We start from the raw sequence: 26,371 nt of genomic DNA on the forward strand, positions 1-26,371 counted from the left end.
TAGTACTCTTGCTGGCTACAGCTTCTTTATCATGATATAAATCATTTAATGTATATATACTAAATCACATCTCCCTTTTGCGTTTTTGGTAAAATAGTTTAGATATTTTCTATGGCTACCGATGGTGTTAATCCACGTAAGCCAAAGTGGTAGAGAATTAGATCACGTACTTCATCCTGATCAACAGCTTTGCACATCACACTATCATGTATTGTCAAGCTGAAAAACATATGCTTATACTTTGCAGCTAGTGAGGCTATCACACCATCTATTATAATTTCTGACTCAGCACGTTGCATATCAATGCTGAGTTGTTCAAAGTTCTTACGCTTGTAGTTGGTGATGAACTCACCAACAGAGGGATAGAGCTGGTTGAATGTCTTCCATTCAGTATAGTTATCAGCATACTTGTTTTCACCATAGTATACACTCTTGAATAGGTTTTGCTTGAATGCTGATCTATCCAGATCAGGAGTATTGAATGCAGCCATAAGCGTAGTGTATAGCGTTCCTTGCTCACACTCCTTTATATAGGCTACCATATCCGCTGGCATGGTGCTACGCTGGTACTTCTCAAGTAGCAGAATGCACATGATCAATGGTTGACTATTCTTTACATCCACGTTCACGAGTGGTTCACCGCTGGCTAAGTAGAGGAACCTTCTAACTCGCTTGCTCAGGTTGGCAATGTTATGGTGTACACGCTTGCCGGTGGTATCACGGTTGATCCTGAAGCTACCAGTGCTGATAGCCATGATAGAGGCTACATCTTTATTGTACTTGTTGAGTGCCTTCTTTCTAGCAGCCTCAATAGATAGCTTCTCTTTCTTAGTGGCTTTAGCTGGTACGGTGTAGTTGCTATCCAACGCTGTTTCAATCAGGTACTCAAAGGCAGCAGTAGCATCTACCTTAATCTCATGCAGGTTATAGTTCAGGAAAGCATGTTGTGGTAATGACATGTCTAGTTGATCATTATAGCGCTTACGAAGCGTTTTTAAGCGCTGTGTAAAGACTTCATCCACAATACCTACATCTACTGCTTTAATATCCCTGAAGTCCTCAGTGAGCCTAAAACCTGTGCTTTTTTGACCAATGATATAGGAGTTATCTGATTCAATAACATGGTGATCCAACCAGAATTGAATGATAGTATCTGCTTTGCGCTTGCTTACATATTCGCGCAATGTTTTAAGCCTCACTGGAATGAAATCATAATCTGAATATTTTCTATTCAGTACACGAGTCATGTAGAGGTGATGTAACAGGTAGTTGTACTTATCTACATGCTTTTGTTCCTTTTTATCTAGCAATGATCTAGTGTTTAATCCACTAGGAATATACAATCGTTGCTCAGTATGTTTTTTGCTGTTGTTGTATCTTTTTTCGGTTGTATCTAAAACTTTTTCTAAGTCAGATATATAAGTAGTTGACATTATACAATAATTGGTTTTAAGGAGAGGTAGTTGGTAGCTGCCTCTTTTTTTTTTTATTTCTTGATCACAGATTCATATTCCGCATTAATAAGGCGTGAAAGGATAGAAGACATTACTCCTTTGCTGCTACCAGTAGTAGAGAAGTGTTGAACAAGTGCATGAAGCTTGTCTTTGTCTTCAGGAGTAATGTTGACTGTTTTCCAATCGTATTGGTACTTGGAAGGATTGTAAGATGATGTGGTGGTAGTCATAATAAGATTTGTTATTTAATGTATATATACTAAATGGTCTTCTTTGTTGATGATTTCTAGTAATTAATTTAAAGATTATTCATTTATTATCATCCTCTCTCTCTCCCTCTGGTACGAGAGAGGATAGGATATGTGGGAAAGGTTATTGATTATTATGGGTTGGTATTGGGTTATTGGGTAATAAGGTAGATATGTTATATGATGGTACATTTTACGTGTTAGAATGGGTTATTGGTTATAAAGTGTATTGTGTTATATGATGGTACACTTTTCACTATTCATCTCCATTATTCATCATTCATATCATTATTAAAACAAAAAAGGTTTCTCTTCTATAAAAAGAAAAGAGAAGCCACTATGAAAGATCAAAACAATTATTTCACACTTAACAATGAACAAGCTTGTGTAATACCAAACACTGATTCACAATATGCTGTAACTGAATCAGGATGTGTGTATAGCATTAGATATAAGCGCATTTTAAAGCAGTATACCAATGCCAACGGCTACCAAGCTATAAACTTACCAATAGGTACTAAAAGGATACACAGCTTGGTTGGTGAATGCTTCGTAGCTAATCCTGATCAAAAGCCTTTTATAGATCACATTGATCGTAATAAGGGAAATAATAATTACCGTAATCTGAGATGGGTTACGAATGAAGAAAATAATAAAAATAGAGGGTTAAGAAGCACGTCTAAGACTGGTTACATTGGTGTGCGTTATAAGTCTGGAAGTGAGAAGTATGAAGCTAGAATCTCTCACAATAAGAAGCAACTTCAAATAGGTAGTTACAGTGTAGCAGAAGATGCAGCAAGAGCTTATGATCAAAAGGCAATTGAATACGGGTATGCAGTTCTAAACTTTCCTGATGACATTAATAAATAGTAGAAAGACACACTCTACTATGCTCTACTTACTCATATTAATGCTTCTGTTGCCACCATACCATTCCTATAAGGCAAAGCATCATGCCTATCACTACTATCAGCAGAAGCAAAGAAAAGCAGCAAGAAACAGGTGTAATGATTGTCATGGTAGCAGACAATCAATGTATAATATCACGAAATAAAATAGATAGAAAAGTTTTGAAGATAATGTTAGCGTATACAGCAGCATATAATAACTAATATTATAGCAGCCATGAGTATAGGCTGTAATACACAAAATATATTCCTCACTAATTTGATGCTAACGCCAGTGCAGTAACGTTTTGCTTATAAGGGTGTGGAGTAAACTTGTTTAGTGTGTTGTGTAGACCCGATATGAAAATATAACTTTTTGCATAAGTTGTAACTTTTTTAATTATTTAAGTTAAATATAGGTTTTGATATGCTTTATTTTTATATTAATAATGATAGATGAATAAATGCAAAATCAGTCATGAGAAATCTGCATAGTACGTGGTGTGTTACGTTGGCGCTCGGCTGTACAATTGTTCTGCTTTCGCCACGTACGGCTTTATGCCAGCAGCAGGGACAAGTTAAAGAGCAGCACATACCGCCCCAAATGCAGCAGGATCAAACATATGAGAGGCAAATGCAACAGCTCCAGCAAATGCAACATAAACACATGCATGAGCGGCAAATAGAGCAGCATACGCAAAAAGAACAACTTCAAGAGCAGTTGCTATATCTAAAGAAGGTGCATGCTGCTTATGGGCTATTTGAAGATCTTCCCATTCCTAAATCACCTAAAGGTGTTAAGGATGGGACGATAGTAGTTAGTTCTCCATATCCAAAAGGATTCATAGCTGGTACTCTACCTGGTACAATACCTCAACCCATTGGCAAGGTGCCTTCTTCAGAATCGTTAATCTCAGGGCTTTCCAATGATGAAATGTTAGAAAAAATTGTTGATTATATAGTATCTCATAGTGAGGGTGATAAGAATAGAAGCAAAATTAGGGCTTCTTACTTGAAAAAAGAGAAAAGTAGATTGGAAAATGAGTATGGCGCGTCAATTTATGTTAATAATGACAGGAGGAAACAAATAATTAAAATTTATAGAGCGCAAATGATTAGTGATTATAAAATAATGTAAGATATGAAGCGATCAATATTAGGTTTGCTGGTTGCTTTCTGTGCTTTACTAAGTCTTGGTTCTTTTCAGTCTAGTAAAACTGCAAAAAATCATGATGACTTAATAGAGCAAATGATTGACGGTACTCAAGTTCAAGATTCTGCATTAAAAAAGCAGAATTACACCCTGAGTGGAAAAAATGATGAATATCTTTTAAAATTGTATAATGAAAAATATATTGAATACGAAATGAATGTTTTAGAGCTAAACAAAAGAGCTTTTAATTGGCAACATGCCTCATCAATAATAATATTTATAATTTCTGTGTTAATTACTTTGTTTGGTCTCATTTTCTCTGCTATTCACTTCTTAATTACCACTAAAAATATATCATTATCTAGTGCAAGTCAACAGGATATGACCAAAATGATCACAAATACATCTTCTGCTAATACGGTTACGGGTACAAACGATCTCGTTGATCAACTTGATTCTAGTGTAAAGAATAAGGATGAGGCTGATAAAAAGGTAAAGGATACTGGTAGCGGTGTGACAAGTATTGAAGTGTCGGCTACAGGAATCAAAATGTCGTCTTCAATACTTGGTGTTATTATATTAATTATATCTCTGCTGTTCTTTTTTATGTATGTCAAATTCGTTTATCCTATCAATAAAATTTAGTAGTAATTTAATTTTAAAATAATTTGCCTATGAAAAATGAGTATAGGAATGCCCCTCGTTTACTTACTTGGCAAGTAGGTAAAGGCAGTTGATCTCTAAACAAAAAGACAACATTATGAATAACAGAGAGGAGTTGAGGAAGATAATGGCTCTATACTGTCCATATGCCTACTATGATATTAAACTGTCGTTAGGTATTAAAGATCGTTATGTGCCTGCGAATTTTAAACACAGCTTTGCTGATGATGTATGTAATAAATGGGAGGACATCAATTGTACCGAAATACACAATGACATGTTTGATCCTCTCAAAACAGGAGAACTAGTGATGGAGAGGATATACGAAGCCGGCTATAGCGATGAAGACGATGACAAAGACGATGAGTTGGTATAACACTCTACTTTTGGGATTGATGCTGTCGGCAAGCGTACCAGTATTAGGGCAAGACTTTGTTCGTATCGGTGCAGGTGGAGATTTTAAGGAAAGTAGGTTCATTCAGACCTTTTCCTTTGACTTCAATAGGACTGAAAAGGTTGATGAGAAAGCGGGTAGATATATATTGTATAGCAGAAGTGGATTCTATATCACTCCTAGTTCTGATGTTAATATTGGGGAAGGAGTAACCGCTTCCGAAAATAATATACTTGTACAGCTTTATTTAGGTAAAGCTTTCTTTGGCGATAAGGTCAAGAGTAACGATGGATTTGGCGTATCTCAACTGAATAAAGCTTTTGAACTAAACCCGGTAGTAAACGCTGACAAAAACTTTGACCAGATGCTTTACTATGGTCAAGCCAAGTTTCTACTTAACCGCATCAGCGCCCGCTATACTAGTGGACCAGATACGTTCCTGCTAGCAGATAATAGCTTCTCTATCGGTCCTTTTTTCAATCTAGGGCACCGACGTACCAGAGTAGAGGTAAACGGTGATCAAGAGATAAGCGGGAATGCTTACGCGACTGGTGGTTTGCTAGGAGAGTGGAAGAAGCGGATCAGAAAGAAGACGGTGAAGAATGGTGTAGTTGATGATTGGTTTCTCCGATTGTCGGGCAACTACTATTATGTTGTTTCAGACTCACGTAATCTTACTGGCGAAGACTTTGCGGGTATAGCAAAAGCATCCATTGACAAACGAATTGGTAAAAGGATATTCCTCGGCTTATCTTACAGGTATGGGAACGACAATCCGAAATATGTAACTGTTCACACTCTAGATTTAGGTATTAAGGTTACCTATTAAACTTATTAAACGCCATTTATAAAGCCCCTGACCTTTTTAGAAGGTCAGGGGCTTTCTTTGCTCTCTAGTATCAATATATAGTGTATAGAGCCATAGAGCTAAAATTAATGTTATTATGAATAGTTATGAATTAATCCAGCAGCACAAGATTACTGCTGATTATACCCTTGATTTTATACAGCAGCTAGTAAGAGATCATACAGAAGGTTTAATTAGCTCAGATGATTTTGTGTCATCTGTTAGATCTTATACTCGTAAATATAAAATTGAGAATTTATTTAAAAATAATCCTGAATAAATGGGTACATCAACATATACACAAGCTATTGCTGATGAGATATGTATGAGAATAGCACAAGGGGAATTTCTTATTAATATCTGCAAGGATCAGCACATGCCTACAACCTCTACCGTCTATTATTGGAGGTTAAAGCCAGAATTTAAATCATTCTCGGACACGTACACACAAGCAAAGTTAATACGTGCTGAATTGCTTGCTGAGCAACTACTAGATCTATCTAATCCTGATCCAGTACTACCAGATACCCTTATTAGCATCAATAGAGCTAGATTACAAGTGGATACCCGCAAATGGGTGTTAAGTAAAGTATTGCATAAAGAATATGGAGATAAAGTAGAAGCGAATGATATACACGTTGCTGAAGTAGAAGATCTATCAGCACTCACTTTAGAAGAACAATATCAGTTAGCCCTACTCAAGAGAAAAATGAAAGAGGCTAACAAGTAATGTATGATAATTTAACTGAAGACATATTACTAAGAAACGTATGCCATCATAACTTCTACTATTTCTTTCTTGAGTTTTGGGAAACAGTATCTACTTCTGATTATGTAGACAACTGGCATATTAAATTAATAGCAGAGGAATTACAGGTAGTTTACGAAACGTGGGAGAGTGGTGAAGGACAGTTGGACATGCTTAATGAGCTATGTCCCGGTACCTCTAAGACTACTGAGATCAGTCAGCTATTTGCAGTCTGGTTGTTCATCCGTAATCCCAAGATCCGTATCCTGTTTGCGTCTTACGCGCTTAGAGTATCTGAGAAGATTAGTGATAAGACTCGTGATTGTATCAAGTCAGCCAAGTTCAAGAGGCTGTTTGGTAACAAGGTTAAGATCAGACGTGATGTAGACGGTAAAGGCTACTACCAGCTAACAGCCGGTGGTGATCGTTTCACCACATCTACTGATGGATCAGCTACAGGTATCCATGCTGACTTCATTTTCATTGATGATGGTATCAATGCGCAAGAGGCATTCAGTGAACCAGCTCAAGAGGCAGCGGGCTTATTCGTAACGGATACTGTCACTACTAGAAAGACGGATAAGAAGCGCACGGTTTCCATCTACACCGGACAGCGCACGAGTAGCAATGATCCACAGGCTAAGCTAAGAGAAGCTAAGAAGGGTAAGCTTAACATCATCTGCTTACCAGCGGAGTTAACCCCCGAAACTAGATCATTAGTAAGCCCACAGAGAGCTATAGCCTACTATGAGGCAAATGATAATCTACTTGATAAAAACAGGCTTGATAGAGAAGTCTTAGCTGAGTATGCAGCCTTACTAGGTCCATACTCCTATGCAGCGCAGTTCCTTCAGAATCCGCTTTCTGAAGATGGTGGTATTGTCAAACGTGACATGATCCAGACATGCCAATGGTCACAATTCAACGCACTTACCAAGGATGAAAAAGTAGTGTGGGAGTTTGATTGTGATACTGCCTATGGATTGAAAAAGAAAGACAGTGATCCATCAGCATTAATGGCTAGCTATTATTCTAAGTCTAACAATACTCTGTTCATCAGAGATGCAAGGGAGTTTAATGATGAATTTGATCAGTTGCTAGAGAGTATTCAAGAATTTATTACCACCAACGAATACAATCAGCACTTATCTACTTTATGGATTGAGCCTAAAGCCAATGGTATTAACGTGGTTCAGTCGTTGAAAAAGAACACGAATATCAATGTACAAAAGGCAGCTACACCACAGGGAGACAAACGACATAGATTAATATCTGTCATGTGGTTTATAGCTCCCGGTAGAGTTTGCTTGATTGATGGTTCTTGGAATCAGAAATGGATAAATAGTGTATGTGCGTTCCCAAATTCCTCAGTGCATGATGAGTTTGTTGACTTATTAACGCAAAAGATTGCTAGGATGGAAGAATTACTAGTACCAGCAAAAAAGAAAATGAGATTTATTTAATGTCTATTTATTCAACTATTAAAAATGCGTTTAGCCCTAAACCACAGGTAGAAACTAAAGCAATTACAGGAGTAGATGAGATTGGTAGGATGCGCCCGATTAATTATGGTGGTTCACCTACTTTCACTATTCAGGATCTAACAAAGGTCAATGCTCAGAATAACAGTGTATTCTATACCATTCTAACCAGCATTCAAACCACGTCTAAATCAATTCCTTGGAATGTGTACAAGGTGAACAAGAATGATGATAATGCACAGAAGCTACCCAAGCATCATCTAGCATCCTTGCTCTACAGACCTAATCCGTACCAGACATGGACACAGTTTGTAGTTCAATATATCGGACACTATCTAACGGATGGTGATGCATTCATTTATGTTATCTGGAATACCAGTGGATTGAATACGGGTAAACCGCAAGAGCTTCATATCATGCCAAGAGGCACAGAGGTAGTTGCTGGTACACAGTGGCTAGCTACAGTGCAAGGGTACCGTATTCCCGGCGCTACTACGGTTATTCCGGCTGCTGATGTGCTTCACATGAAAGCATTCAACCTTGATGGTTCTTTGTATGGCTACAGTCCGGTGAAGGCGGCTACTCTACAGTTAGCATCTGTTGATTTCGCTTTGAAACAGCATATCAAACAGCTCAACATGGGTGGTCCTAAAGTGGTGGTGTTCCCGACTGATGTTGCTGAAGAGTTGACAGAGCAACAAGAGAATGAATTAGATCAGAAGATCAACCAGTCACAGCGCTTTACATGGTCTGCTTATCCACTTGATACGGCGCAAATCGGTCTATCACCTGTAGATCTGGATATTCTTAACAGTATCAATGCTGATACAGGGATGGTAGCTGACCTTTTAGGTTATCCATCCGTTCTCTTGAGTGGTACGAAGTCCAGCACCTATAACAACGTTGCTGAGGCACAGAGAGCTTTATACAATAACTGTGTGATTCCCATCCTGAAGGATTTTAGAGATGGTTTAAATCACTGGTTAGGTAAGACATATGGTGATGATGTATACATTGATATAGATACCAGCGGTATTGAAGTATTGAAGCCTAATCTATCTGAGCTGATTACGGCGGCTGCTGCTGCTGATTTCGCAACCATTAATGAGAAGCGTAGAATGGTAGGTTTACCAGCGCTGGAAGGGGGAGAGGGGTTCTTACGTTCTGCTGCTATCAGCTACGTGAAGACTATAGATGAGATAGATACTATGGCTGCTGATGCATATGATGAAGGTGATTCGTTATCTGATGCAGCATAATAAAAACTATTCCTACACTTGAATCCAGTACATGTTGATAAAAGACTAGCCAGAGTTGATAATCTAGTAGCCAGATATAGCAAGCAAATTACTAAAGCCTTATTGAATGATTTAGAGGCTGCTGTAGCAGCGTATGAAGCTACAGGTAGTGATCTGCTAGCCGTTGGTTTGATTGGCTCTAAAGCGCTAAAAGTGGTGCTGGATCAGCTATGGTTAGATATAGTACCGGCTGAAGCAAAGCATGAGTATCTACACTTGGTAGGAGAGAAGAAAGCAACTCCTACACTACCTGTAGCAGAGTGGCTAAGACGTGCTAGAAACTTCATTGCTACAGAATCCAGTAAGGCTATTACCTCTATCACCAACACCACAAGGAAAAAGGTAAGGAAGGTGCTGAAAGCATCTGCTGAAGCTGGTAGCAGCATTCCGAACACAGCCAAAAGCTTACGCCAACGCATTACCATCTTTAGTAAGAAGAGAGCTGAGCTAATAGCCCGTACTGAGTTGATAGGGGCAATGAACTACGGTAGCTTCTGTGGAGCTGATACCAGCGGGTTACAACTGGATAAGGTATGGTTAGCTACTTCAGACACGAGAACCAGACCAACGCACTCAGCAACCAACGGAATAGCGGTTGATATTAACGGACTCTTCACCGTAGGTGGTTCACCTTGCCGTTTTCCGGCTGATCCAGCGTTACCAGCTCGTGAAAGATGTAGATGCAGGTGTACCACCATCTACCAGCGTAAGAAACCACAAGAGGGTACACAGTTATCATTAGGCTTTTGATACTTTTACAGCCTGTACATCTAGCATTCTGCACAAATGATCTCACGTTTTAAAACCATTCACGCTGGACCCAAGCGCTTGTTAATTGTTATTTCAGTGGTAGTATTCATAGCTGCATTTATTGAGATTTTGTCACAAGATGAAGATCATCCTATAGGGGCTTTGATTTTTGCGCTTATTTGGTTTGTTCTTTTTTGGGTAATTGTAAGAATAGTTTTGTGGATAATAGATGGTTTTTATAAGAACTAGATATGGAAGTAAACAAAACTTCACTTTGGGATTCTTTTAAGAATAATATAGCTATCTTTTCAACTCTCTTATTGGTGCTAGGGTTGGTTCGCATTACAGCTTATTATTCTTATTATAATATTGATATTATATCATACATTGATTTATCTGAAGCTTTAACACTGTCGGCTTCTGAGTTTATCCGCACTGGTATAACAATGGGTGCTTCGTTTGTTTTTAATTGGTATTCAACAACAGATAAGGAAATTCAGCTTAACCATATAGATCATCAAGTATCTATACAAACAAATTTCAAAGAAAGATTGATAAGGCATTTTAAATTAACTTCTGTGAGTAATTTCATCTTTGTTCCATTGCTCATAATTTATGTTATTGCCGAGATTAAAGGTAGCCAAGATGTGAAAACATTTAGGCTATATTTTTTTGGGTTGTTTTGGGCTATAAACTCTAGATTGATATTTTCGGAAATTGATTTGAAGTATTATAAAAGATATGGAAGTGAAATATCAGTGACATTCTACAATTCTATGATCATAGGTAGTCTGGTTTTTGTGCTTACTTATATCGGAGCCCGTTCAAGAGCTATTGACAATCGGATAGATCCAAAACAGTATGCTTCCATGTTGTTTAATGATAAGGTTGTTAGAACTACAGATGATCTTATTTATGTAGGCAAAACAAAAGAAAATATATTCCTGTATAGCAAGAAAATTGATGGTTATTACGTCTATCCGTCATCAGAGGTAAAGCTATTTTCACTAAGTCATATTAAAAAGTAATTTTAATCATGCCTCTTTAAACAAGCTGATTTATGGAAAAGAATAACGAGCATGTTGATAGTGCTAACAATATAGATAATGTGCCACAAAATCCATTTGAATACAATGTGTTTTGGGCTCATTTATTGCGAATAGTTAGTGACTTTCAAAGTGATGTTGAGCAAATTAGGCTTATGCTCAAAAATGCAGATGTGCAAATGCCTTGGGGATATGATGAATCCCTTGAAAACCCTCCGCAAGTATTTTGTGATGCCTATAATTATGTAAAAGATAAAGGTGAGGATGATATTGCATATTTATTAGCTGATGATCAACAGCCTTATCCGGTATCAAAAAAACTTCTGCGGTTTTTTATTGAAACGACCAATACGGTGCGTCTGAAAAATGCCCGTAATAGGAACTTCTTGAATATAATGTGTTTTACTCACCTAGTTTCTCTTTTTGATGCAGCGATGCAGGATTTCGCTAGTGCATTATTTAATAAGTATCCATTTGCAATGGTGCCACTAGATAAAGGTGCTACCGTGCCTAGTATGAATTATATTGATATATTAAATGCAAGAAGCGTTGAACAACTAAAAGATGAAATAATTCAGCGTGAATTGCTGTCGTTTGGGTTTAAAAGCATAAAGGATCAATTGTCATATTTTAACAAAATACTAAATAGGCAATTTATTGATATGAAAGCACAGCATGTATCAATTGGTGTTGATGATAATATTATAGGGTCAATAATAGAAATTAGAGAAACTAGAAATATACATGTGCATAATAAAGGGGTTGTAAATAGATTATATTCGCAGAAGTTATGTGAGTTTTATGATGTAATAAACAAAAATAAGAAAGATGGTGAAAAAAAATATTATACTTCGCCAGATGCTAATAATTATACCAATGGGGATTTTAAAGAAATAACAGAGCGTTATTTGCAAGATGCTATATGGAAATGTGAGCATTTATTAATTGCAATAAAGGATGATATGGCAGATAAGTTTATATCAAAAGATGAACAGAGTGATTTAATGAAAGCAAATCAAGAGTATTGGAGAAAAAGGAGTGAAGTCAAAAACAAGACCCTGTTAGATGAAAAGGAGTTGGATAACAATAATGATTAGTAGTACTAATTTAAATATCAATTGAAATGAACAGATTGGAAGAATTTTTAGCTCTTTTAGCTAAATATAATAAAGAAATTAGTTTTATAGGCGTAATACTGACATCTATTATTGCGTTGATTGGTGTGATACTGAATATAATTTATAACCGGCTAAATAAAAGAGATGAGTTGCGTCAAAGCTCACTAATTGGAATGCGTAATAAGGAAATGCAAGCGTATATGTCTAGCATTGCCACAAGCTTATCACTTATAAAAAAGGGATTGGTTATTCTTATTGAAAAGGATACTGCTTTAATTAAATATAGAGAAGATTTGTTTGAAGCACAAAACAACTACATTAAAGCATCTCTTAACCTGAGCTTTTTATTACCCGAAAACGATGCGAAGGTATTTAGTGGTCTAGATAATGAACTTATGGATTTATTATCAGATATGATAGCACTGGTTACCAGTTCACTTGGTAAAGAACATAATGGTTACTCTATTGCTATGTGGGAAAAAGTGAAGGATCAAGTTACTGATGAGATAGTATCTGAAGTTAAGGAACATGCAAAAAAGGATAGAGAGATGCTAGATAGACAAACCGAGAAGCTGAATAAGCTAAAAACTTCATCAGATGTGGTTATACGGAAAGTGTATGCCATTTCACCCCAACTACAAGTGCTGGTTAGGAAATACAATGGTTTATGATCATAAAAAAGAGGCTTACTAGTTACAGTAAGCCTCTTTTGTTTCCACTACTTTCTTACTGGAAGCTCAAAAATGTTAAGCGTATGTTCTCGTAACTCTTTTCTACGCTTCTGCATGTAGCCTTCTAAGGTCTTGATCTGCTTATGTCCGGTAATGGACATGATATCATGCAAGGGTACATTATAATCAAGCAAGATATTAATATGTGTTCGCCTCCCGCTATGAGTGCGGATAGCTTCATATTTAGGCACGTAGGTAACGGTATCATTATCACCTGACACATCCACAAAATCTACCATCTGTTGCATAGAGGGTAGAGGCTTTAATATCTGTGGTAATAGGTTATTTAGATAATCATCATCCATTGCAATAGAGCTAATATTATTCTCACATCTATCTAATACATATTGTGATACTGGATTAATCTTAATGTATACTTCAGTGCCCTTCTTTTTTCCTTTTTGGGTAGCCTTGTGGATATACCCTTTTTGAATATTGTGCGCTGTTAGGGTAGATGCATCAGAATATCTGAGCGAAGTAGCACACAAGAACAACAGGAGTAGCCTTGCCCGTTCTAAGCTCTTGCTTAGATGATCCATAGCCATTAGATCAACTAGATCTTGTTCCTCTAAGGTGTATACCCGTTCTGGCTTACGGCTTAGCGTAAATTCATACCGCTTATAGTGTGGATTCACCTTCACACCATCCGGTAATTTATCATCATGGATGGTGTAATAATTCAGACAGGATTTCACCTTATCAATGTAGTTCAGCACCGTTTCATTGGAGCGGGTTTTACCGATTTGCCATTTTAGAAAGTCTCCCTTGATCCGGTTTTTACCAACGGTAATAATGGAGTAGATAGGCGTTCTAGAAGGTGTGTTGATTAAGAAGTCTTGAAACTTTACCAACCACACATCATTGATGTTCCCTATTCGGGCTTCTGGATCAAACTGCTTTACCGTCTCTACAAAGGAGTTATTAGTACGCTGAGTGCTTTTAGCTAGCGTAGTGCTACCGTTACGCTGAGCGTAGTTCAGCAACCACGTAGTAAGCTTATCATCCTCATATAGATTCTTCTCTTTCTTGAGGTTGATCAACGTGTTCCGCTTGGTTTGTAACTCTGCTTCCAGCTTGGCTATATGTGCCTCACGCGCCGGTATCTCTTCATAGATTACTGCCTCTGAAAACTCGTTTGCTATGCGGTTGGCTTTCTCTTTAAACTTGGCTCTTTTAAGCTCTGCCTGAGTCTGAGCTTCCGCCGCCGCCACCGCTTCTTTCGTTAGTCTATCGTATTCCGCTGCTACCAGCTTACCAGTGACACTTTCAGCACTTGCGGCTACAATGTTGTGCGCTTGCTGCAAGCGTTCTCTCACAGCCTGTAAATAGACGTTGATTGCTTCTCTGTCCGGTCTAGCACTAGGCTTTAGATAACCGGCTTCTGTTAGTTCACCTTCCTTTGCATCAAAGAGGGTAGGGACTTTGTGAGACTGATCAGATCCAAAGCTGTAGCGCACATACAGCGGTTTTTGTACAGCATCCTTGTAAATACCATCTGTGCGTAGGGCAGTCGTGATCCTACACGCCGTGCTTTTTGGTCTTGCCATGATGTTTGTTTGATAAAGGTTGGATAGGACGAATAGCAGTAAAGCAACTAAATGTAGTAGTGGCGTTTACAGCATGGGATAAAGGTAGAAAAGCTGTGACAGGAAACAAGTTTCTGTGACAGGAAACTATAAAAACAGGTCGTGGAGTGCCTTTTCCAGCTAATAGAGCGGGTTTTCTATTTTTACCCTAAAAGGTTGTGGAAAAGGGGGCGGCTGTTGGTCGCCCTTTTTTTATGCGCTTGAAAACTAAGTGGGTATGATTCTATAACCTGTTATCTGCCGTTACTCTGTACCACATCTTGCTGCTTTAACTTAGGAGGGCATGAGTACAGGTACCTCATGGTTGCAAACAGTAGCCTCGGGGTGAGTCAGGCCGTAGGCTTGAGTTTCTAATTAGATAATACCTCTGATTTTGGCGCTGGTGCTTGCTGGTTTTGTTTGCGAAAGAGGCTGCCTAGGGCGGCTTATTATCTTGACCGGCAACAAAGTGCGTTAGCCTTGCAAACCGCTTGTTCAAGGTTAGGCCTTACAAAAACTACCCTGAGAAGTAGCCTTCCCAGGGTAGGTGATTACGTTGCGAAAAGTTGGAAACGGTTACACGACAACGCGCAAATCGTATTCAGGGGTAGCATCCGTAGCGTTTATTGCAGGGGTAGAGAAGGCGCCTACTCGACTGGGGCCATAGCCTAGGTTAATTTTTACCCACTCATCCCGGACCGGCAGCAAGGCAACAACTTCTTGGCGTAGCTGCTGAAGCTCCTCGCGTAAGTGCTGCAGTTTCAGCTGAATTTGCTCAAGGGGCTGGGCAGCACTACCGCTAGCAGCTGGCTGAGGTGAGGTATGGGAAGCGGCGTCTGCTGGCTGATGGGTGGTGGCCACGGCCTCCACTTCGGCCCGTTGAAATTCTTTTTCGGCTTGTATATAGGCCTGAACTTTATCGGCCAAAGGTTGCAGGGCAGGATCTAGGTAGTCGAGGTTGCTAGCCATAGCAGGGGAGAACTGAGAGGTTAAGTTGGGCTTCAAAACGCAGGATGCCGCTGAAAAGATGCGCCCGCCGCGGCCACCGTTCTTCCCCTGGCGGGCTACGTGGGGGTAGTAGCCGTAGTGGGGCGGTTGCGCTGACACTTCTCCCCGCAGTATTTTACCTCGTCCCAGCAGGCGCGCCACTTTTTGCGGTACTCGAAGGGCCTGCCGCAGGTAGCGCAAATCTTGGTGGGTAGGTTGCCCTTTGTCAGGCGTTTAGGCAGGTTAGAGGCAGGCATGAAGGAGCTGAAATACTACCCAGCTAACGGCATTGCGCGGCACAAGTTTAAGGCCACCGCTGCTAGGCCCTATCAGGGGCCTTATCTTTGCTGCATGTCACAATCTGCTTCTACTGCCCCCGATGCCCTGGGCCACGCCCTGCTAGCCTACCAGCGCGGCCACCTGAGCGCCACCTTGGCCGTTCATAGTTCCGTGGCCGACGAGGAAGTGCTGCCCGCGGCCTACTTTTTTCGCTCCCTATGGGAAATGCCCGAAATGGAACGGACGGCTCTGGAAGAATGCCGCGGCCGCATCCTCGATCTGGGCGCCGGGGCCGGGTGCCACGCCCTGGAGCTGCAGCAGCGGGGCTTTGCGGTGAAAGCCGTGGATATCTCGCCCGGCGCGGTGCAGGTGATGCAGGAGCGGGGGCTGCGCGAAGTGGCTTGCCACGATATTTTTGACGTGGTCCTAACCCAGGGTGAGAAGTTTGATACGTTGCTGATGCTGATGAATGGTATCGGGCTGACGGGCACCTTAGAGGGGCTGGAGCGCTTTCTGCAGCACGCCAAGGGCCTGCTAGCCCCCGGCGGTCAGATCTTGGCTACCTCCTCCGACATCAGCTACCTCTATGAGGACGAGGATGGGGCCCTGGTGTTTGACTTGAACGGTCCGTACTATGGGGAGGTAGAATACACCATGCAGTATGCCACGGAAACCGGCGCGAGCTTCCCCTGGATTTTCGCCGATCCGGCTCTGCTACAGGATTACGCCGAAGCGGCAGGCTATGAGGTTGAGTTTCTGGAAGAAGATGACCAGCAACAATACCTGGTGCGCCTCACGCTGCGCTAGGCCCACTAGTTGGGTTGCTACCTAGTAGGCTTGCCTACTAATTTGCCCCCCGACGGCTTACCTTTCCGCCAACGAACCTAATTTATGTCCGCTTCCTTCGAAAGAACCTATACCGTACGCTGGGCCGATATGGACCCCAACGGCCACATGCGTCATTCCGCCTACGCCGACTACGCCGCCCAGCACCGCATTGAATACTTGGCTGAGCACGGCTTCACGCTCATGCGCTTTGCCCAGCTTGGCCTCGGCCCGATCTTATTTCGCGAGGACACGCGCTTTCTTAAGGAGTTGCACATCAACGAAGCTCTGCGCGTGACGGGAGAACTATCGGGTCTGAGCGAGGACGGAAGCCGCTGGAACATCCTGCACACCTTATTCAAGGCCGATGGCCGGCCCGCCGCCACGGTAGCCGTTGAGGGTGCTTGGTTGGATTTGCGGGCGCGTAAGTTGCTAGTGCCACCCCCCGAAATTACCGACCTCATGCGCCAGCTACCCCGCCACGAGTCGTACGCCGATATTGTGCGCAAGGCCAACTAGGCCGTTAAATAGACTTTAGGTCCAGTGCCGCCCGGCGCTTTCCGCCCACTGATGCCCCTACTGTGCGCGCATTACGTGGTGGAAAGCGCCGGGTTTGTTTTGTTAAGCGCAACGGCCTTTGTGATGCGCTCTACCTGTTTCTGGTGGTGCAACACGTGGTCGAGCATAAAGTCCAGGGTTTGGTAGATGGTGAGCATGCCCGAGCGGGGGTGCTTGAAAATGGCGCGGTCGAGCAGATTGCTCGGGTACTCATTGAGCAGGCGCTCCAAGCGGCGGCGTACCGCTTCCCACTCGGCCTGCAACTCAGACAGGGGCGGAATCTCCGCGGGCGTGAGCTTGGCCAGCGCCGCTGGGGCTTTAAAGCGCGTAAAAGGCAGCCGCAGCAGCACCCGCAGCAGCCGCGACTTCAGGAACGAGGCGAATCCCGCCTTGTGCAAGCCCTCTGCCTGCAGCAGCTTTTTTTCCATGTACTGCCCAATGCCTGTTTCCGCAACCACCAGGTGCTGGACTACCTGCACGGCCGACCATTGCCCGGGGCCAGGCGCTTGTCGGGCCTTGTCACCGAGGGCTTCCACGGAGTGAAGTAACTGGGTCGTAGCTCGTTCAAGCTGTTCAAACCGAAGGTGTAGGCGGTGGTTCATGTCGGGATGGAAAGACGCGTAGCTGTGAGCAAAAGGTACGTAAAATCTGCCCGTCCAGCTTAGTTGAGAACCCCGCACAGGCATTTCCCCTAAGCCAACCCACCCCGCAAGGTACCGGATAGCTTAAACAGCAAAGCAGTTGCCATAATACTGCTCGAACGCTAAACCTGAATTTGCTGATGACTAGAATAGCTACTAAAAAGGCCCCGCACCATACCGGGCGGGGCCTTTTGCTACTGCAATGAGCGGAACAGTACCGTCAGATGTCAGCTATTTTACTTGTTCACGTACAGCACTTCCTTCACGGCCTTTACGGTGCGCTCCACGTTGGGCAAAGCGGCCTCAATGAGGGTAGGGGCGTAGGGCAGGGGCACGTCCATGTTGGTGATGCGCAGCACGGGGGCGTCGAGGTAATCAAAGGCGCGGCGCTGCACCATGTACGACAGCTCCGAGCTGATGCTGGCCAGGGGCCAGGCTTCTTCCACCACCACCATGCGGTTGGTTTTCTTCACCGACTCGATGAGGGTATCATAGTCAATCGGGCGCACCGAGCGCAGGTCGATAACCTCAGCGCTGATGCCTTCCTTGGCCAGCTCGTCGGCGGCAGCTAGGGCTACCTTCATCATCTTGCCAAAGCTCACGATGGTCACGTTTTCGCCGGGGCGCACCACGTTGGCTTTGCCAATCGGAATCAGGTACTCTTCTTCGGGTACCTCGCCCTTGTCGCCGTACATCAGCTCCGATTCCATAAAGATAACCGGGTCGGCGTCGCGGATGGCGCTTTTCAGCAGGCCTTTAGCGTCGTAAGGGGTAGAGGGCACTACCACTTTCAGGCCGGGGGTATTGGCGTACCAGTTCTCGAAGTTCTGGGAGTGCTGCGAGGACAGCATACCGGCGTTGCCGGTAGGGCCACGGAACACGATGGGGCAGGAGTACTGCCCGCCCGACATGGAGTAGATCTTGGCGGCCGAGTTAATCACCTGGTCAATTGCTACCAACGAGAAGTTGAAGGTCATGAACTCGATGATGGGCAGCAGGCCGTTGGCCGCTGCACCCACCCCGATACCAGCGAAACCAAGCTCGGCAATGGGCGTGTCAATCACGCGCTCCGGGCCGAATTCGTCGAGCATGCCCTGGCTTACTTTGTAGGCGCCGTTGTACTCGGCAACTTCTTCGCCCATCAGAAACACGCGCGGGTCGCGGCGCATTTCCTCAGACATGGCTTCACGCAGGGCTTCCCGGAATTGGATGGTCCGCATAATCGGTAGGAAAGTCAAAAAGGTCTGTTCAGAAACAAAAGCCGGCGCAAATCCGGCCCGTAAAGCTACAACGACTAGCCGGGACGGGCAAACGGTGAAATTGTGAAGTGGTGAAATAGTGCGTTTGAGGCGCCAGTGGGAAGTAAACGCTTTGCTCCCTCCGGCGGCATTTCAACCTCCTGCCTGGGAGCTTAAGGAAACAGGGGCAGTTCCATTTGAATATTGCACCGCTCATAGGGCGAAGGCGGGCCGGAAACCGTTTTGCGAAAACCCAGCTTGTGGTACAGGCTCAGGGCCGGACCCAGCTTGGTATTACTTTCCAAATACAGACGCTGAGCTCCCAGGCTGCGGGCCTTGGCAATGGCCGCCTCGCCCAGCCGCCACCCAATGCCCAGCCCCTGCGCCGCGGGCGACACGGCCATTTTCGCCAGTTCATAGGTGGTGTCGTCCATGGGAATCAGAGCGCAAGTACCCACCATTTGCCCTCCGTAGGCGGCCAGCAGAATGTGGCCGCCGCGCTGAATAATGTACTCATCAGGGTGGTCGAGGGCTTTGAGGTCGGCTGCTTCGAGACGGAAATACCGCTCAATCCACTCCGCGTTCAGCTGCTTGAAATCGGGTTGATATTGCGGCGCATAGTCTATAATCTGCACTTCAGCGGCCACACGCTGGTCGCGAATAGCTTTTACCCGACTAGCCAAACTCTGGCGCGACAACGCGTACTCCATTTCCCCAATGGCCAGCCACAGGTTGTGCCGGGTTTCGTGCAGTAGCGCCTCCGTGGCCTGGCGTACATCGGCTGTTTGTTGCTGCAACGTGGGCCACAAGGCTGCTCCCTTCTCCGTGAGGCTAACCACGCTACGGCGCAAGTCCGCCTCACCGCGCTGCACCCTAACCAGATCCTGCTTAACCAGCTCTTTAACCACCTGGCTGACAGCCGCGTGCGTTTGCCCAATCAGTTCCGCTATTTCACCCACGTGCCGCTCCGGTTGGGTTGCTACCGCATACAATACCGGAAACCAACGCGGCTCCACTGGCACGTGATACAAGGAATACACCTCAGCAGCTTGCCCAATCATCTGCTCACTAAGGCGCCGGAGCCGACTGCCCAGGGCAGCGGGTCCTACCTGCTCAAAGAAATCCATGTGTTGTGTTATGTAAGTACTTACAAATATAAGAATAAGCTTTATGAAAGGTAGTAGGCTTGTAACTAGAATAAAAAAAGGCAGAGCCACCCAGTACCGCTATTGCACCACCCAGAATCAGCTTGTCCTTGGCAATGCTAATGCCCTAAACATTAAAGCAAAATAAGCCGAGGAGAAAGAAGAAAAGCGCGTATATCACTCTGAATGTACTAACATTATTCCGGGTTTCAGACTGCGTTAGAGCAGGCCAGATGCTAACCACCGCAATAAAAAGAGCAATGACACCTATTCCTCTCGTGAAAAAGTCAAAAGATGCCAGCTGATCCAGCAAAAGTGAGATTATACACATTGCTTTAATAGTTGTTAGAGACTACCGCAAGGCTTCCAGAAACTGCTTGCCCTTAGCGAAATCCCGAAACTCCAGGTCTTCAACGGCGCGGTTAGCATAGGCGCGGTCTAGCTGCACGGCGCGGCGCAGGTGCATGGCCATGGCCGACTCATTCTGCTGGCGTGCGGCTACTACGGCTAGGCAATAGTATAGCAATGGGTCCTGGGGCCGCAGGGCAATCGCTTCGGCGTAAATGTTGGCTGCGCCCTGGTAGTTGCCCTTCAGCACGTAGATGAGGGCCCGGTTCATGATGGTTTGGTAGGTTTTGGAGCTGTAGCTCAAGCTGCGCAGGGCATCGTCGAGCTGGCCAACTTCAATTTCCAGGGCCGCCTTGTCCGAGAATATCTTGCTCAGCACCGGGCGTGGTCCGCCTAGCTTAATGGCGTAGTCGTAATTCTGCAGGGCTTCGAGCTTGTCGCCGGCACGGTGGTAGGCGCTGCCCACGCGGTAGAACAGCTCGGCGGTGGGGTTGCGGTGGGCAGCCAGGGTAAAGTTCACGGCGGCCCGGCGCTGGTAGGCTTTCTGCACCTTGGGGTTCACCTCCTTCTCGGAACGCTGCAGCAGCACTACGGCCAGGTTATGGTAGGCCTGCCAGAGGCCCGTAGTAGCCACGGAAGTCTCGTAAATGCGCTGCTTTTCGGCCAGCAGGGGCGTGAGGGTAGCAGAGTAACGCAGTTCCTCGGGCGTAAGGGCGTCGGCCTCGGTCTGCTTTTCCACAATCTTTTTGGACAGCAGATAGATTTCCGAGTCGTAGCGCTTGGGAGCGGTGTAGCGCACGGCAATGGTGCCGAAGCGCATCACCGGGTAGATGTACTGCTCGATGTAATCATAGAACGTGAGCTGATGCAGGCTCTTTTCCTTGGTGGCGTAGGAGCCGGGCGTATCGTTAATCAGCAGTAGCACCGAATCAACCTGCGCTGGCTTCAGGGCCGACTGCTGCACTTTATTCAGGAACAGGTCCCAGCGGCGGTGGTAGGCTTCCGTCTCGAAGTCAATGTTACTGACCTGGTTGAGGTAGGAATCGGTATCGACGCGCTTTTTGTAGTAGTTGAGCAGCACCCGTACCCGCTTGTCGGCTAGGCGCGCATCGTGGCGGTCCAGGGAGTCGGGCGAGTGGCCGGCCACAATCATCACCTTGTCGGTGTGTTGGTTGGCCTCAATGAAATCTTCTAGAGCGGCTACGTTGGTGCCCAGGTAGTTGCGAATTTCGGCCTTGCCCGCGTCAAAGAAAAAGGGCAACACCCGGGTGCCGCTCATGTTGTTATCGACCGTTTCGGGTAGTAGGGTAATGGCCGTGTCCTGGCGCACAACTAGGCGGCTGGTGGTCACGATGCCGCGGGCCAGCGTCAGCTGTTTGCCTTTCACGCGCTTGCCGTTGGGTTTGGTTTCGCGGGCATCGGGTAGGGCCAGCAGCTCGCCGGGGCTTTTCTGGGGCGAATACGGAAAGGAGAACTGCTTGCGGATAACCAGCTTATTCTTTTGCTCCTCGTCGTAGAGGTACTCGCCCGAAATAAAGGTGAGCCGCCCAACGGTGTCCTCGCGCAGGCCGTTGTTGTAGCGGTAGCTCAGGCCTAAGTTGTAGGCCGCGCCCTTGCGTAAGTGGCTGGCGGGCACCTTGGCCGTCACCTCGAACAGCACGTTTTCGCCGTTGCTTTCCAGCACCGTGGGCTGCACCGTAATTTCCTGCCCGGCCTGGGCGTTTTTCAGCACCTTCGATAGGGGAGAGCAGGCCGGTAGTAGGCCGCCAGTAATTAGTAGCGCCGCTGCCGGCAGGGTACGCAACAACAAAATTCTCATGAGCAGAAGGCAGGGGTAGCGCGAAATTCAGACAACAAACGGAAAAAGGCTGCCGACCGACGTATCTTGCGGGAGCTTTCCTGCGTAAGTGCTTGACACAGGCCGCAAATCATTGTATTTTGAAAGCAGGTTAGCCACCGCGGGCAACTGAAACAGCAGGAGTTATGAAACGACTAACCGACTTTATTGAGAAGCAGAGCTTCGGCGTCTGCGACGTCATCGGCAAGCGGGTTGGTTTTTCCACCAGCAGCGTTCGGCTTTCCTTTGTGTACGCATCATTTTTTACGTTTGGCTCGCCCATCGTACTGTACTTCGCTTTGGCTTTTTGGATGAACGTGCGCCGGGCCATGCGCCGGCAGCGCAGCACCGTCTGGGACTTGTAGCCTGCCACAGCCTCCGATTTACTGAACTTCCTGAAAAGCCCGCGCCGCTTCACCGCAGCCGCGGGCTTTTTTGGTAGCATACAAGGCTGCAACTCAGGTTAGCTGTTGCGGATTTAACTCCGAAAACCGGCGCTTGCCCTGCCCGAAATACGACCAGACCAGGCTACCCTGGTATACGCCCCTACGCTCAGTGGAGCGCAAGCGCGGCGGAAACCTCTGCCGCTGGGCACGCCAGTAGGAAAGCTGCCGCACGAAATGCCAGTGGGCCCGCAGAATAGCCTGAAAATCAGCAGTGGCACCTTGCAGCAATAGGCGCGCAGCAGCTACCCAATCTAAGGCCACTCGACTGATCATGACACCGGGCAACTCAGCCGAGTGGGTGTTTTTGTAGACTAAGGCCAGTCCGTTGCGGAAGTTGAGGTAGGTTTTGCGCGGGTTGGACTTGTGCAGCGTGCCACCGCCCACGTGAAACACGGTGGCTCCGCCGTGGTACCACACCTCATGGCCCGCATTCTGCAGGCGCCAGCACAAATCAATTTCCTCCATGTGGGCGAAGAAAGTTGGCTCCAGTCCGCCCAATTCGTGCCAGGCAGCGGCCCGTACCAGCATGCAGGCCCCAGTTGCCCAGGCCACCGGCCGCGGGTCGTCGTATTGGCCAGTGTCGGTTTCCAACGTGTCGAAAAGGCGGCCGCGGCAAAAGGGGTAGCCAAGCTGATCGAGGTAGCCGCCTCCGGCACCGGCATATTCAAACTGCTGGCGCTGCTCCGGCACCTGGCTGAACTGCCGTATTTTGGGCTGACAGGCCGCAACGCGCGGCTTGTGTTCCAGCAGTTCCCGCTGGGGCCGGAGCCAACCGGGCGTTACCTCCACATCGGAATTAAGCAGCACGTAGTAGCGGAAGCCGGAAGCTGCCGCGCCGCTCTGACTTAGTTCCAGCCCAACCCCGGCAAGTGCACTAGGGAATACCATGCAATTCTGCTCCCGCACTATGTCCAAGGCCATATTATAGCCCTGACAAAACCCCAGGTTGTCGGGCAACTGCAGTAGCCGCACCTGCGGAAACTCCTGGGCCAGCAAAGCCACCGAATCATCGGTGGAAGCATTGTCGGCTACAAATACGGTAGCACCATCGGAGTGCATCAACACAGAAGGCAGGAACCTTCTCAGAAAGTCCCTGCCATTCCAGTTAAGGATAACCACTGCTACATCGAGGCAGCTGTCCGTACTTGTTGGTGGCGGATTAGAGGCCAAAGCCGCCGAGGTCGAGGCCCGGAATGTTAGGAATCAGGCCAGCCGTGGAGTTTTTCATTTCTTCCTTGGCCTTCTCGCTGGCTTCCTCCATCACCTTGTTCACGGCTGCTACCACTAGGTCGGCCAGCATGTCACGGTCCTGGGGTTGCAGCAGGCTTTCATCAATTTCCAGCTTAAGCAGGCGGCGCTGGCCGTTGGCCGTGGCCCGCACCAGCCCACCCCCCGATTCGGCCGTGGCCGTAACGTGCTGCAGGTTGTCCTGGGCTTGCTTCATCTTGTCCTGAAGCTCTTTCATCTTGCCCATCATGCCCATCATATCAAACATCGGCGCGTTGTAGTTAAAGTGAGAAATAGGCGCGAAACAGCGTACGCGGCGCGCAAAGGTAGGCGCCAGCTCTCATACGGCGCCGCCAAGCCGGTGGCTACGTCGGTCTGGGTAACTAGCGTAGAATGGAGACTGTGCCGCTTTGGGCGCTCCGCTTGCCGGTTTGGTCCGTGGATTCAAAGCGCCACACGTAGGTGCCCGGCGCGGGTGGGGCCGAGCCGATGCGGCCGTCCCAGGTTTGGGTCCGGGAGGTGGCCTGGAACACCTGCTGGCCGTTGCGGTCCACTACCGTAAACCGAAAATTGTCGAGGTAGCGTCCTTTCAGCTCCAGCACATCATTCAGGCCGTCGCCATTGGGCGTGAAGGCCGTGGGCACAAACACCTTCACTGCCCGGGACACGGAGGCAACATTAGAATAGCTCGGAACCAGCAGCTGGCCGCCACCCGTGGCCTCAATGCGGTAGCGCACTACCTGCTGATCCTGGGGCGGTTGCAAATCCAGATACGTCAGTCCGGTGGCTACGGAGCGGGAACTCAGCACGGCATTCGTGGGCGAGAGAGTGAGCACCCGGTAGCTGACCGGAGCCGTGGGGTCGGGCCCGCGCAGGGCCGTCCAGGTGAGACGAATGGTGCTGCCATCGTCGGTGGCGGGCGTGGCCTCTAGCAGCACCGGACACACCGCTGGGCTTTCGGCGGAGCGGTTACCGCAGGCATCCAGAAACCGCACGGAGTAGCACACCGGGGTAGCAAGGGCCGGGCTGACCAGCGAATCGGTAACCGTGCGGGCCGCCGTGACGCGCAGCTCGGAGCCGTTACGCAGATAGGTGAGCTGGCTGTTAGGCGGGCTGCGCACCAGCAAGGCGCTCAGCTCTACCTGGTTGCGCAGGTTAAACGTAGCGGCCAAGCGGGGCGGTGTGGGAGCCAGGCCGGCAGTAGTGGTCAGGGCTACCTCATCGGAAACCGAGGTAGTGCTGCCCAGGGTTTGGCTGAGCCGGTAGCGGTAGGTAGTACCGCAGGAAGCCGTTGTATCCTCGTACTGGCTAGAGCCGGCCGGCAACGTAATTCGGATGGTATTCGGGCCGTCAGTGCGGGTTAGGGCGTAGCTGCCATTTCCCTGATTTGTCCAGCGCAGTATGTTGCGGCCGTTCTGGGAAGTACCCGTTAAACTCACGGAGCATACCTCCAGGGAAGGCGTACTGGCCACGGAAGGCTGACAAACATCCTGGAGCAAAAGTCGGTAGCAGCCCGGTAGAGGCGCATTGTTCAGGGTAAACGAGGTAGCGCTGCTGGGCACGGTAGCTACCGTGCGGTAGCCACCGGCGGCTGCGGCATCGGCTACTTGCAGGCGGTACTGGTACTCGGCTTGCAGGCCCGTAAACTGAAATTGCACGGCTCCGCCCTGCACGGTCATGGAAGTTAGGGTAGGCCGCTGAGGGGTAGGCAGGGGCGTAAAAGTTTGCGGGTTAGTACCCGCGCACAGGCTCGCAATGGCGTACTGGCCAATGACTTTCACTTGGTTCGAGCCGTTGGTGGGGTAAGTAGCCGGAGTGTTGCGCGCAGCAGCCACCGGGGCTCCGTTGCCGACCTGCACAAAATACTGGTCGTAGGTAGCGTCCGTGACGGTGACTTCCACGAACCCCGGGGCGCAGGTCGTCAGCGTGAACGTGGGAGCCGGAGTAGCTTTAACCTCAAAATTGCGCGAAAAAATGATGCCTTGACTACCCCCTTGCGGGCCCTGGGTGTTTTGGGTGATGACGAGCACGCCGGCGGCCGTGGGTGTAAACGAGGTGGCCGTATCCCGGAAGCCACTGCAGGTAATAGCCGAGCCGCGCTGGTAATAAATCTGGGCCGGGTCTAGGTTTTTGCCGCTGCAGTCCCGCAGCCGTACCGGACGACCCACGCACAGGTAAAAGGGCATTTCCTGGCCCGTAGCGGCATCGTAGGCCTTGAAACAGGCGCCCGAATTGGGTGTGGGCGCGCACTGGGCTAGGGCGCCAGTGTGCGCCCCCAGGCTGCCTAATCCCAGCATCAGCAGAAAGACAAGTAGTTTTTTCACTATCCCCATAACGAAGCAGCCGCGTAGTTGCGTCTACGCGCCAAGCGAAAGTAACAGGTTTCAGCTGGGAGCAAGCTGACTTGCTGGCTTTAGCCGGTTCTCCGCTTTTGAAGCTTTTTACGCCTTACCGCTC

At 46.9% G+C, this 26,371-nt stretch carries 27 protein-coding genes; 16 read left to right on the forward strand and 11 right to left on the reverse strand.

Annotation, left to right across the window (positions count from 1 at the left end; translation table 11 throughout):
* Window positions 1-98 precede the first annotated feature (98 nt).
* Window positions 99-1,433, reverse strand: coding sequence for a hypothetical protein (locus tag MWH26_RS06455; RefSeq protein ID WP_247976556.1), 1,335 nt, complete (start codon window positions 1,431-1,433; stop codon window positions 99-101).
* A 608-nt stretch (window positions 1,434-2,041) separates the two neighbouring features.
* On the opposite strand from MWH26_RS06455, the gene MWH26_RS06460 reads away from it, so the two are divergent.
* The 13 genes from MWH26_RS06460 to MWH26_RS06520 all read left to right on the forward strand — a co-directional run bounded on the left by MWH26_RS06460 (window position 2,042) and on the right by MWH26_RS06520 (window position 12,758).
* Complete coding sequence (locus MWH26_RS06460) at window positions 2,042-2,572, forward strand: HNH endonuclease (RefSeq protein ID WP_247976557.1); 531 nt, start codon at window positions 2,042-2,044, stop codon at window positions 2,570-2,572.
* Between the two features lie 83 nt (window positions 2,573-2,655).
* Window positions 2,656-2,814, forward strand: a complete 159-nt coding sequence (locus MWH26_RS06465; RefSeq protein WP_247976558.1) for a hypothetical protein — start codon at window positions 2,656-2,658, stop codon at window positions 2,812-2,814.
* Window positions 2,815-3,067: 253 nt separating this feature from the next.
* On the forward strand, window positions 3,068-3,727 hold the full coding sequence (locus MWH26_RS06470) for a hypothetical protein (RefSeq protein WP_247976559.1): 660 nt from the start codon (window positions 3,068-3,070) through the stop codon (window positions 3,725-3,727).
* Between the two features lie 3 nt (window positions 3,728-3,730).
* Window positions 3,731-4,387, forward strand: coding sequence for a hypothetical protein (locus MWH26_RS06475; RefSeq protein WP_247976560.1), 657 nt, complete (start codon window positions 3,731-3,733; stop codon window positions 4,385-4,387).
* Between the two features lie 368 nt (window positions 4,388-4,755).
* Window positions 4,756-5,628: a hypothetical protein gene (locus MWH26_RS06480; RefSeq protein WP_247976561.1), complete on the forward strand. Its 873-nt coding sequence runs from the start codon at window positions 4,756-4,758 to the stop codon at window positions 5,626-5,628.
* A gap of 298 nt (window positions 5,629-5,926) precedes the next feature.
* On the forward strand, window positions 5,927-6,376 hold the full coding sequence (locus MWH26_RS06485) for a terminase small subunit-like protein (RefSeq protein WP_247976562.1): 450 nt from the start codon (window positions 5,927-5,929) through the stop codon (window positions 6,374-6,376).
* Complete coding sequence (locus tag MWH26_RS06490) at window positions 6,376-7,857, forward strand: hypothetical protein (RefSeq protein ID WP_247976563.1); 1,482 nt, start codon at window positions 6,376-6,378, stop codon at window positions 7,855-7,857. Before MWH26_RS06485 ends, MWH26_RS06490 begins: the two co-directional genes overlap by 1 nt.
* Complete coding sequence (locus tag MWH26_RS06495; protein WP_247976564.1) at window positions 7,857-9,134, forward strand: phage portal protein; 1,278 nt, start codon at window positions 7,857-7,859, stop codon at window positions 9,132-9,134. Before MWH26_RS06490 ends, MWH26_RS06495 begins: the two co-directional genes overlap by 1 nt.
* Window positions 9,135-9,152: 18 nt before the next feature.
* A complete protein-coding gene (locus MWH26_RS06500; RefSeq protein WP_247976565.1) occupies window positions 9,153-9,923 on the forward strand; it encodes a phage minor head protein in 771 nt (256 codons plus the stop codon).
* A gap of 36 nt (window positions 9,924-9,959) precedes the next feature.
* Window positions 9,960-10,172 carry a hypothetical protein gene (locus MWH26_RS06505; RefSeq protein WP_247976566.1) on the forward strand — a complete coding sequence of 71 codons (213 nt, stop codon included), beginning with the start codon at window positions 9,960-9,962 and terminating at the stop codon, window positions 10,170-10,172.
* A gap of 2 nt (window positions 10,173-10,174) precedes the next feature.
* Complete coding sequence (locus tag MWH26_RS06510; protein ID WP_247976567.1) at window positions 10,175-10,951, forward strand: hypothetical protein; 777 nt, start codon at window positions 10,175-10,177, stop codon at window positions 10,949-10,951.
* 32 nt (window positions 10,952-10,983) lie between these two features.
* Window positions 10,984-12,066, forward strand: coding sequence for a hypothetical protein (locus MWH26_RS06515; protein WP_247976568.1), 1,083 nt, complete (start codon window positions 10,984-10,986; stop codon window positions 12,064-12,066).
* 26 nt (window positions 12,067-12,092) lie between these two features.
* Window positions 12,093-12,758 (forward strand): hypothetical protein, encoded by a 666-nt coding sequence (locus tag MWH26_RS06520; RefSeq protein ID WP_247976569.1) that lies wholly within the window; start codon window positions 12,093-12,095, stop codon window positions 12,756-12,758.
* A gap of 47 nt (window positions 12,759-12,805) precedes the next feature.
* Here the strand turns inward: MWH26_RS06520 and MWH26_RS06525 are convergent, their stop codons facing one another.
* The 3 genes from MWH26_RS06525 to MWH26_RS06535 all read right to left on the reverse strand — a co-directional run bounded on the left by MWH26_RS06525 (window position 12,806) and on the right by MWH26_RS06535 (window position 15,627).
* On the reverse strand, window positions 12,806-14,365 hold the full coding sequence (locus MWH26_RS06525) for a tyrosine-type recombinase/integrase (protein WP_247976570.1): 1,560 nt from the start codon (window positions 14,363-14,365) through the stop codon (window positions 12,806-12,808).
* Between the two features lie 594 nt (window positions 14,366-14,959).
* The gene (locus tag MWH26_RS06530) at window positions 14,960-15,352 is read right to left on the reverse strand and encodes a hypothetical protein (protein ID WP_247976571.1); all 393 of its coding nucleotides are present in this window, start codon (window positions 15,350-15,352) and stop codon (window positions 14,960-14,962) included.
* 95 nt (window positions 15,353-15,447) lie between these two features.
* Window positions 15,448-15,627, reverse strand: a complete 180-nt coding sequence (locus tag MWH26_RS06535) for a DUF2256 domain-containing protein (protein ID WP_247976572.1) — start codon at window positions 15,625-15,627, stop codon at window positions 15,448-15,450.
* Window positions 15,628-15,721: 94 nt separating this feature from the next.
* Between MWH26_RS06535 and MWH26_RS06540 the strand changes: the two genes are divergently transcribed.
* Window positions 15,722-16,456, forward strand: coding sequence for a class I SAM-dependent methyltransferase (locus MWH26_RS06540; protein ID WP_247976573.1), 735 nt, complete (start codon window positions 15,722-15,724; stop codon window positions 16,454-16,456).
* Window positions 16,457-16,540: 84 nt separating this feature from the next.
* Window positions 16,541-16,993 (forward strand): acyl-CoA thioesterase, encoded by a 453-nt coding sequence (locus MWH26_RS06545; protein WP_247976574.1) that lies wholly within the window; start codon window positions 16,541-16,543, stop codon window positions 16,991-16,993.
* Window positions 16,994-17,064: 71 nt separating this feature from the next.
* Here MWH26_RS06545 and MWH26_RS06550 read toward each other — a convergent pair whose 3' ends face one another.
* From MWH26_RS06550 to MWH26_RS06565, 4 genes are all read right to left on the reverse strand, one after another.
* Complete coding sequence (locus MWH26_RS06550; protein ID WP_247976575.1) at window positions 17,065-17,634, reverse strand: DinB family protein; 570 nt, start codon at window positions 17,632-17,634, stop codon at window positions 17,065-17,067.
* Between the two features lie 275 nt (window positions 17,635-17,909).
* Entirely contained in the window at window positions 17,910-18,893 is a 984-nt protein-coding gene (locus MWH26_RS06555; RefSeq protein WP_247976576.1) for a pyruvate dehydrogenase complex E1 component subunit beta, read from the reverse strand.
* Between the two features lie 191 nt (window positions 18,894-19,084).
* Window positions 19,085-20,038 (reverse strand): bifunctional helix-turn-helix transcriptional regulator/GNAT family N-acetyltransferase, encoded by a 954-nt coding sequence (locus MWH26_RS06560; protein WP_247976577.1) that lies wholly within the window; start codon window positions 20,036-20,038, stop codon window positions 19,085-19,087.
* A gap of 370 nt (window positions 20,039-20,408) precedes the next feature.
* Window positions 20,409-22,223, reverse strand: coding sequence for a tetratricopeptide repeat protein (locus MWH26_RS06565; protein ID WP_247976578.1), 1,815 nt, complete (start codon window positions 22,221-22,223; stop codon window positions 20,409-20,411).
* Between the two features lie 164 nt (window positions 22,224-22,387).
* Between MWH26_RS06565 and MWH26_RS06570 the strand changes: the two genes are divergently transcribed.
* Window positions 22,388-22,606, forward strand: a complete 219-nt coding sequence (locus MWH26_RS06570; protein ID WP_188557508.1) for a PspC domain-containing protein — start codon at window positions 22,388-22,390, stop codon at window positions 22,604-22,606.
* A gap of 93 nt (window positions 22,607-22,699) precedes the next feature.
* On the opposite strand, the gene MWH26_RS06575 is transcribed toward MWH26_RS06570, so the two are convergent.
* The 3 genes from MWH26_RS06575 to MWH26_RS06585 form a co-directional block, all read right to left on the reverse strand.
* Window positions 22,700-23,806 carry a glycosyltransferase family 2 protein gene (locus MWH26_RS06575; RefSeq protein WP_247976579.1) on the reverse strand — a complete coding sequence of 369 codons (1,107 nt, stop codon included), beginning with the start codon at window positions 23,804-23,806 and terminating at the stop codon, window positions 22,700-22,702.
* Between the two features lie 40 nt (window positions 23,807-23,846).
* Window positions 23,847-24,182 carry a YbaB/EbfC family nucleoid-associated protein gene (locus tag MWH26_RS06580; protein ID WP_188557510.1) on the reverse strand — a complete coding sequence of 112 codons (336 nt, stop codon included), beginning with the start codon at window positions 24,180-24,182 and terminating at the stop codon, window positions 23,847-23,849.
* A 115-nt stretch (window positions 24,183-24,297) separates the two neighbouring features.
* The gene (locus MWH26_RS06585; RefSeq protein ID WP_247976580.1) at window positions 24,298-26,238 is read right to left on the reverse strand and encodes a T9SS type B sorting domain-containing protein; all 1,941 of its coding nucleotides are present in this window, start codon (window positions 26,236-26,238) and stop codon (window positions 24,298-24,300) included.
* Window positions 26,239-26,371: the final 133 nt, after the last annotated feature.

The sequence above is a fragment of the Hymenobacter sublimis genome (assembly GCF_023101345.1).
GTDB classification, from domain to species: Bacteria; Bacteroidota; Bacteroidia; order Cytophagales; family Hymenobacteraceae; genus Hymenobacter; species Hymenobacter sublimis.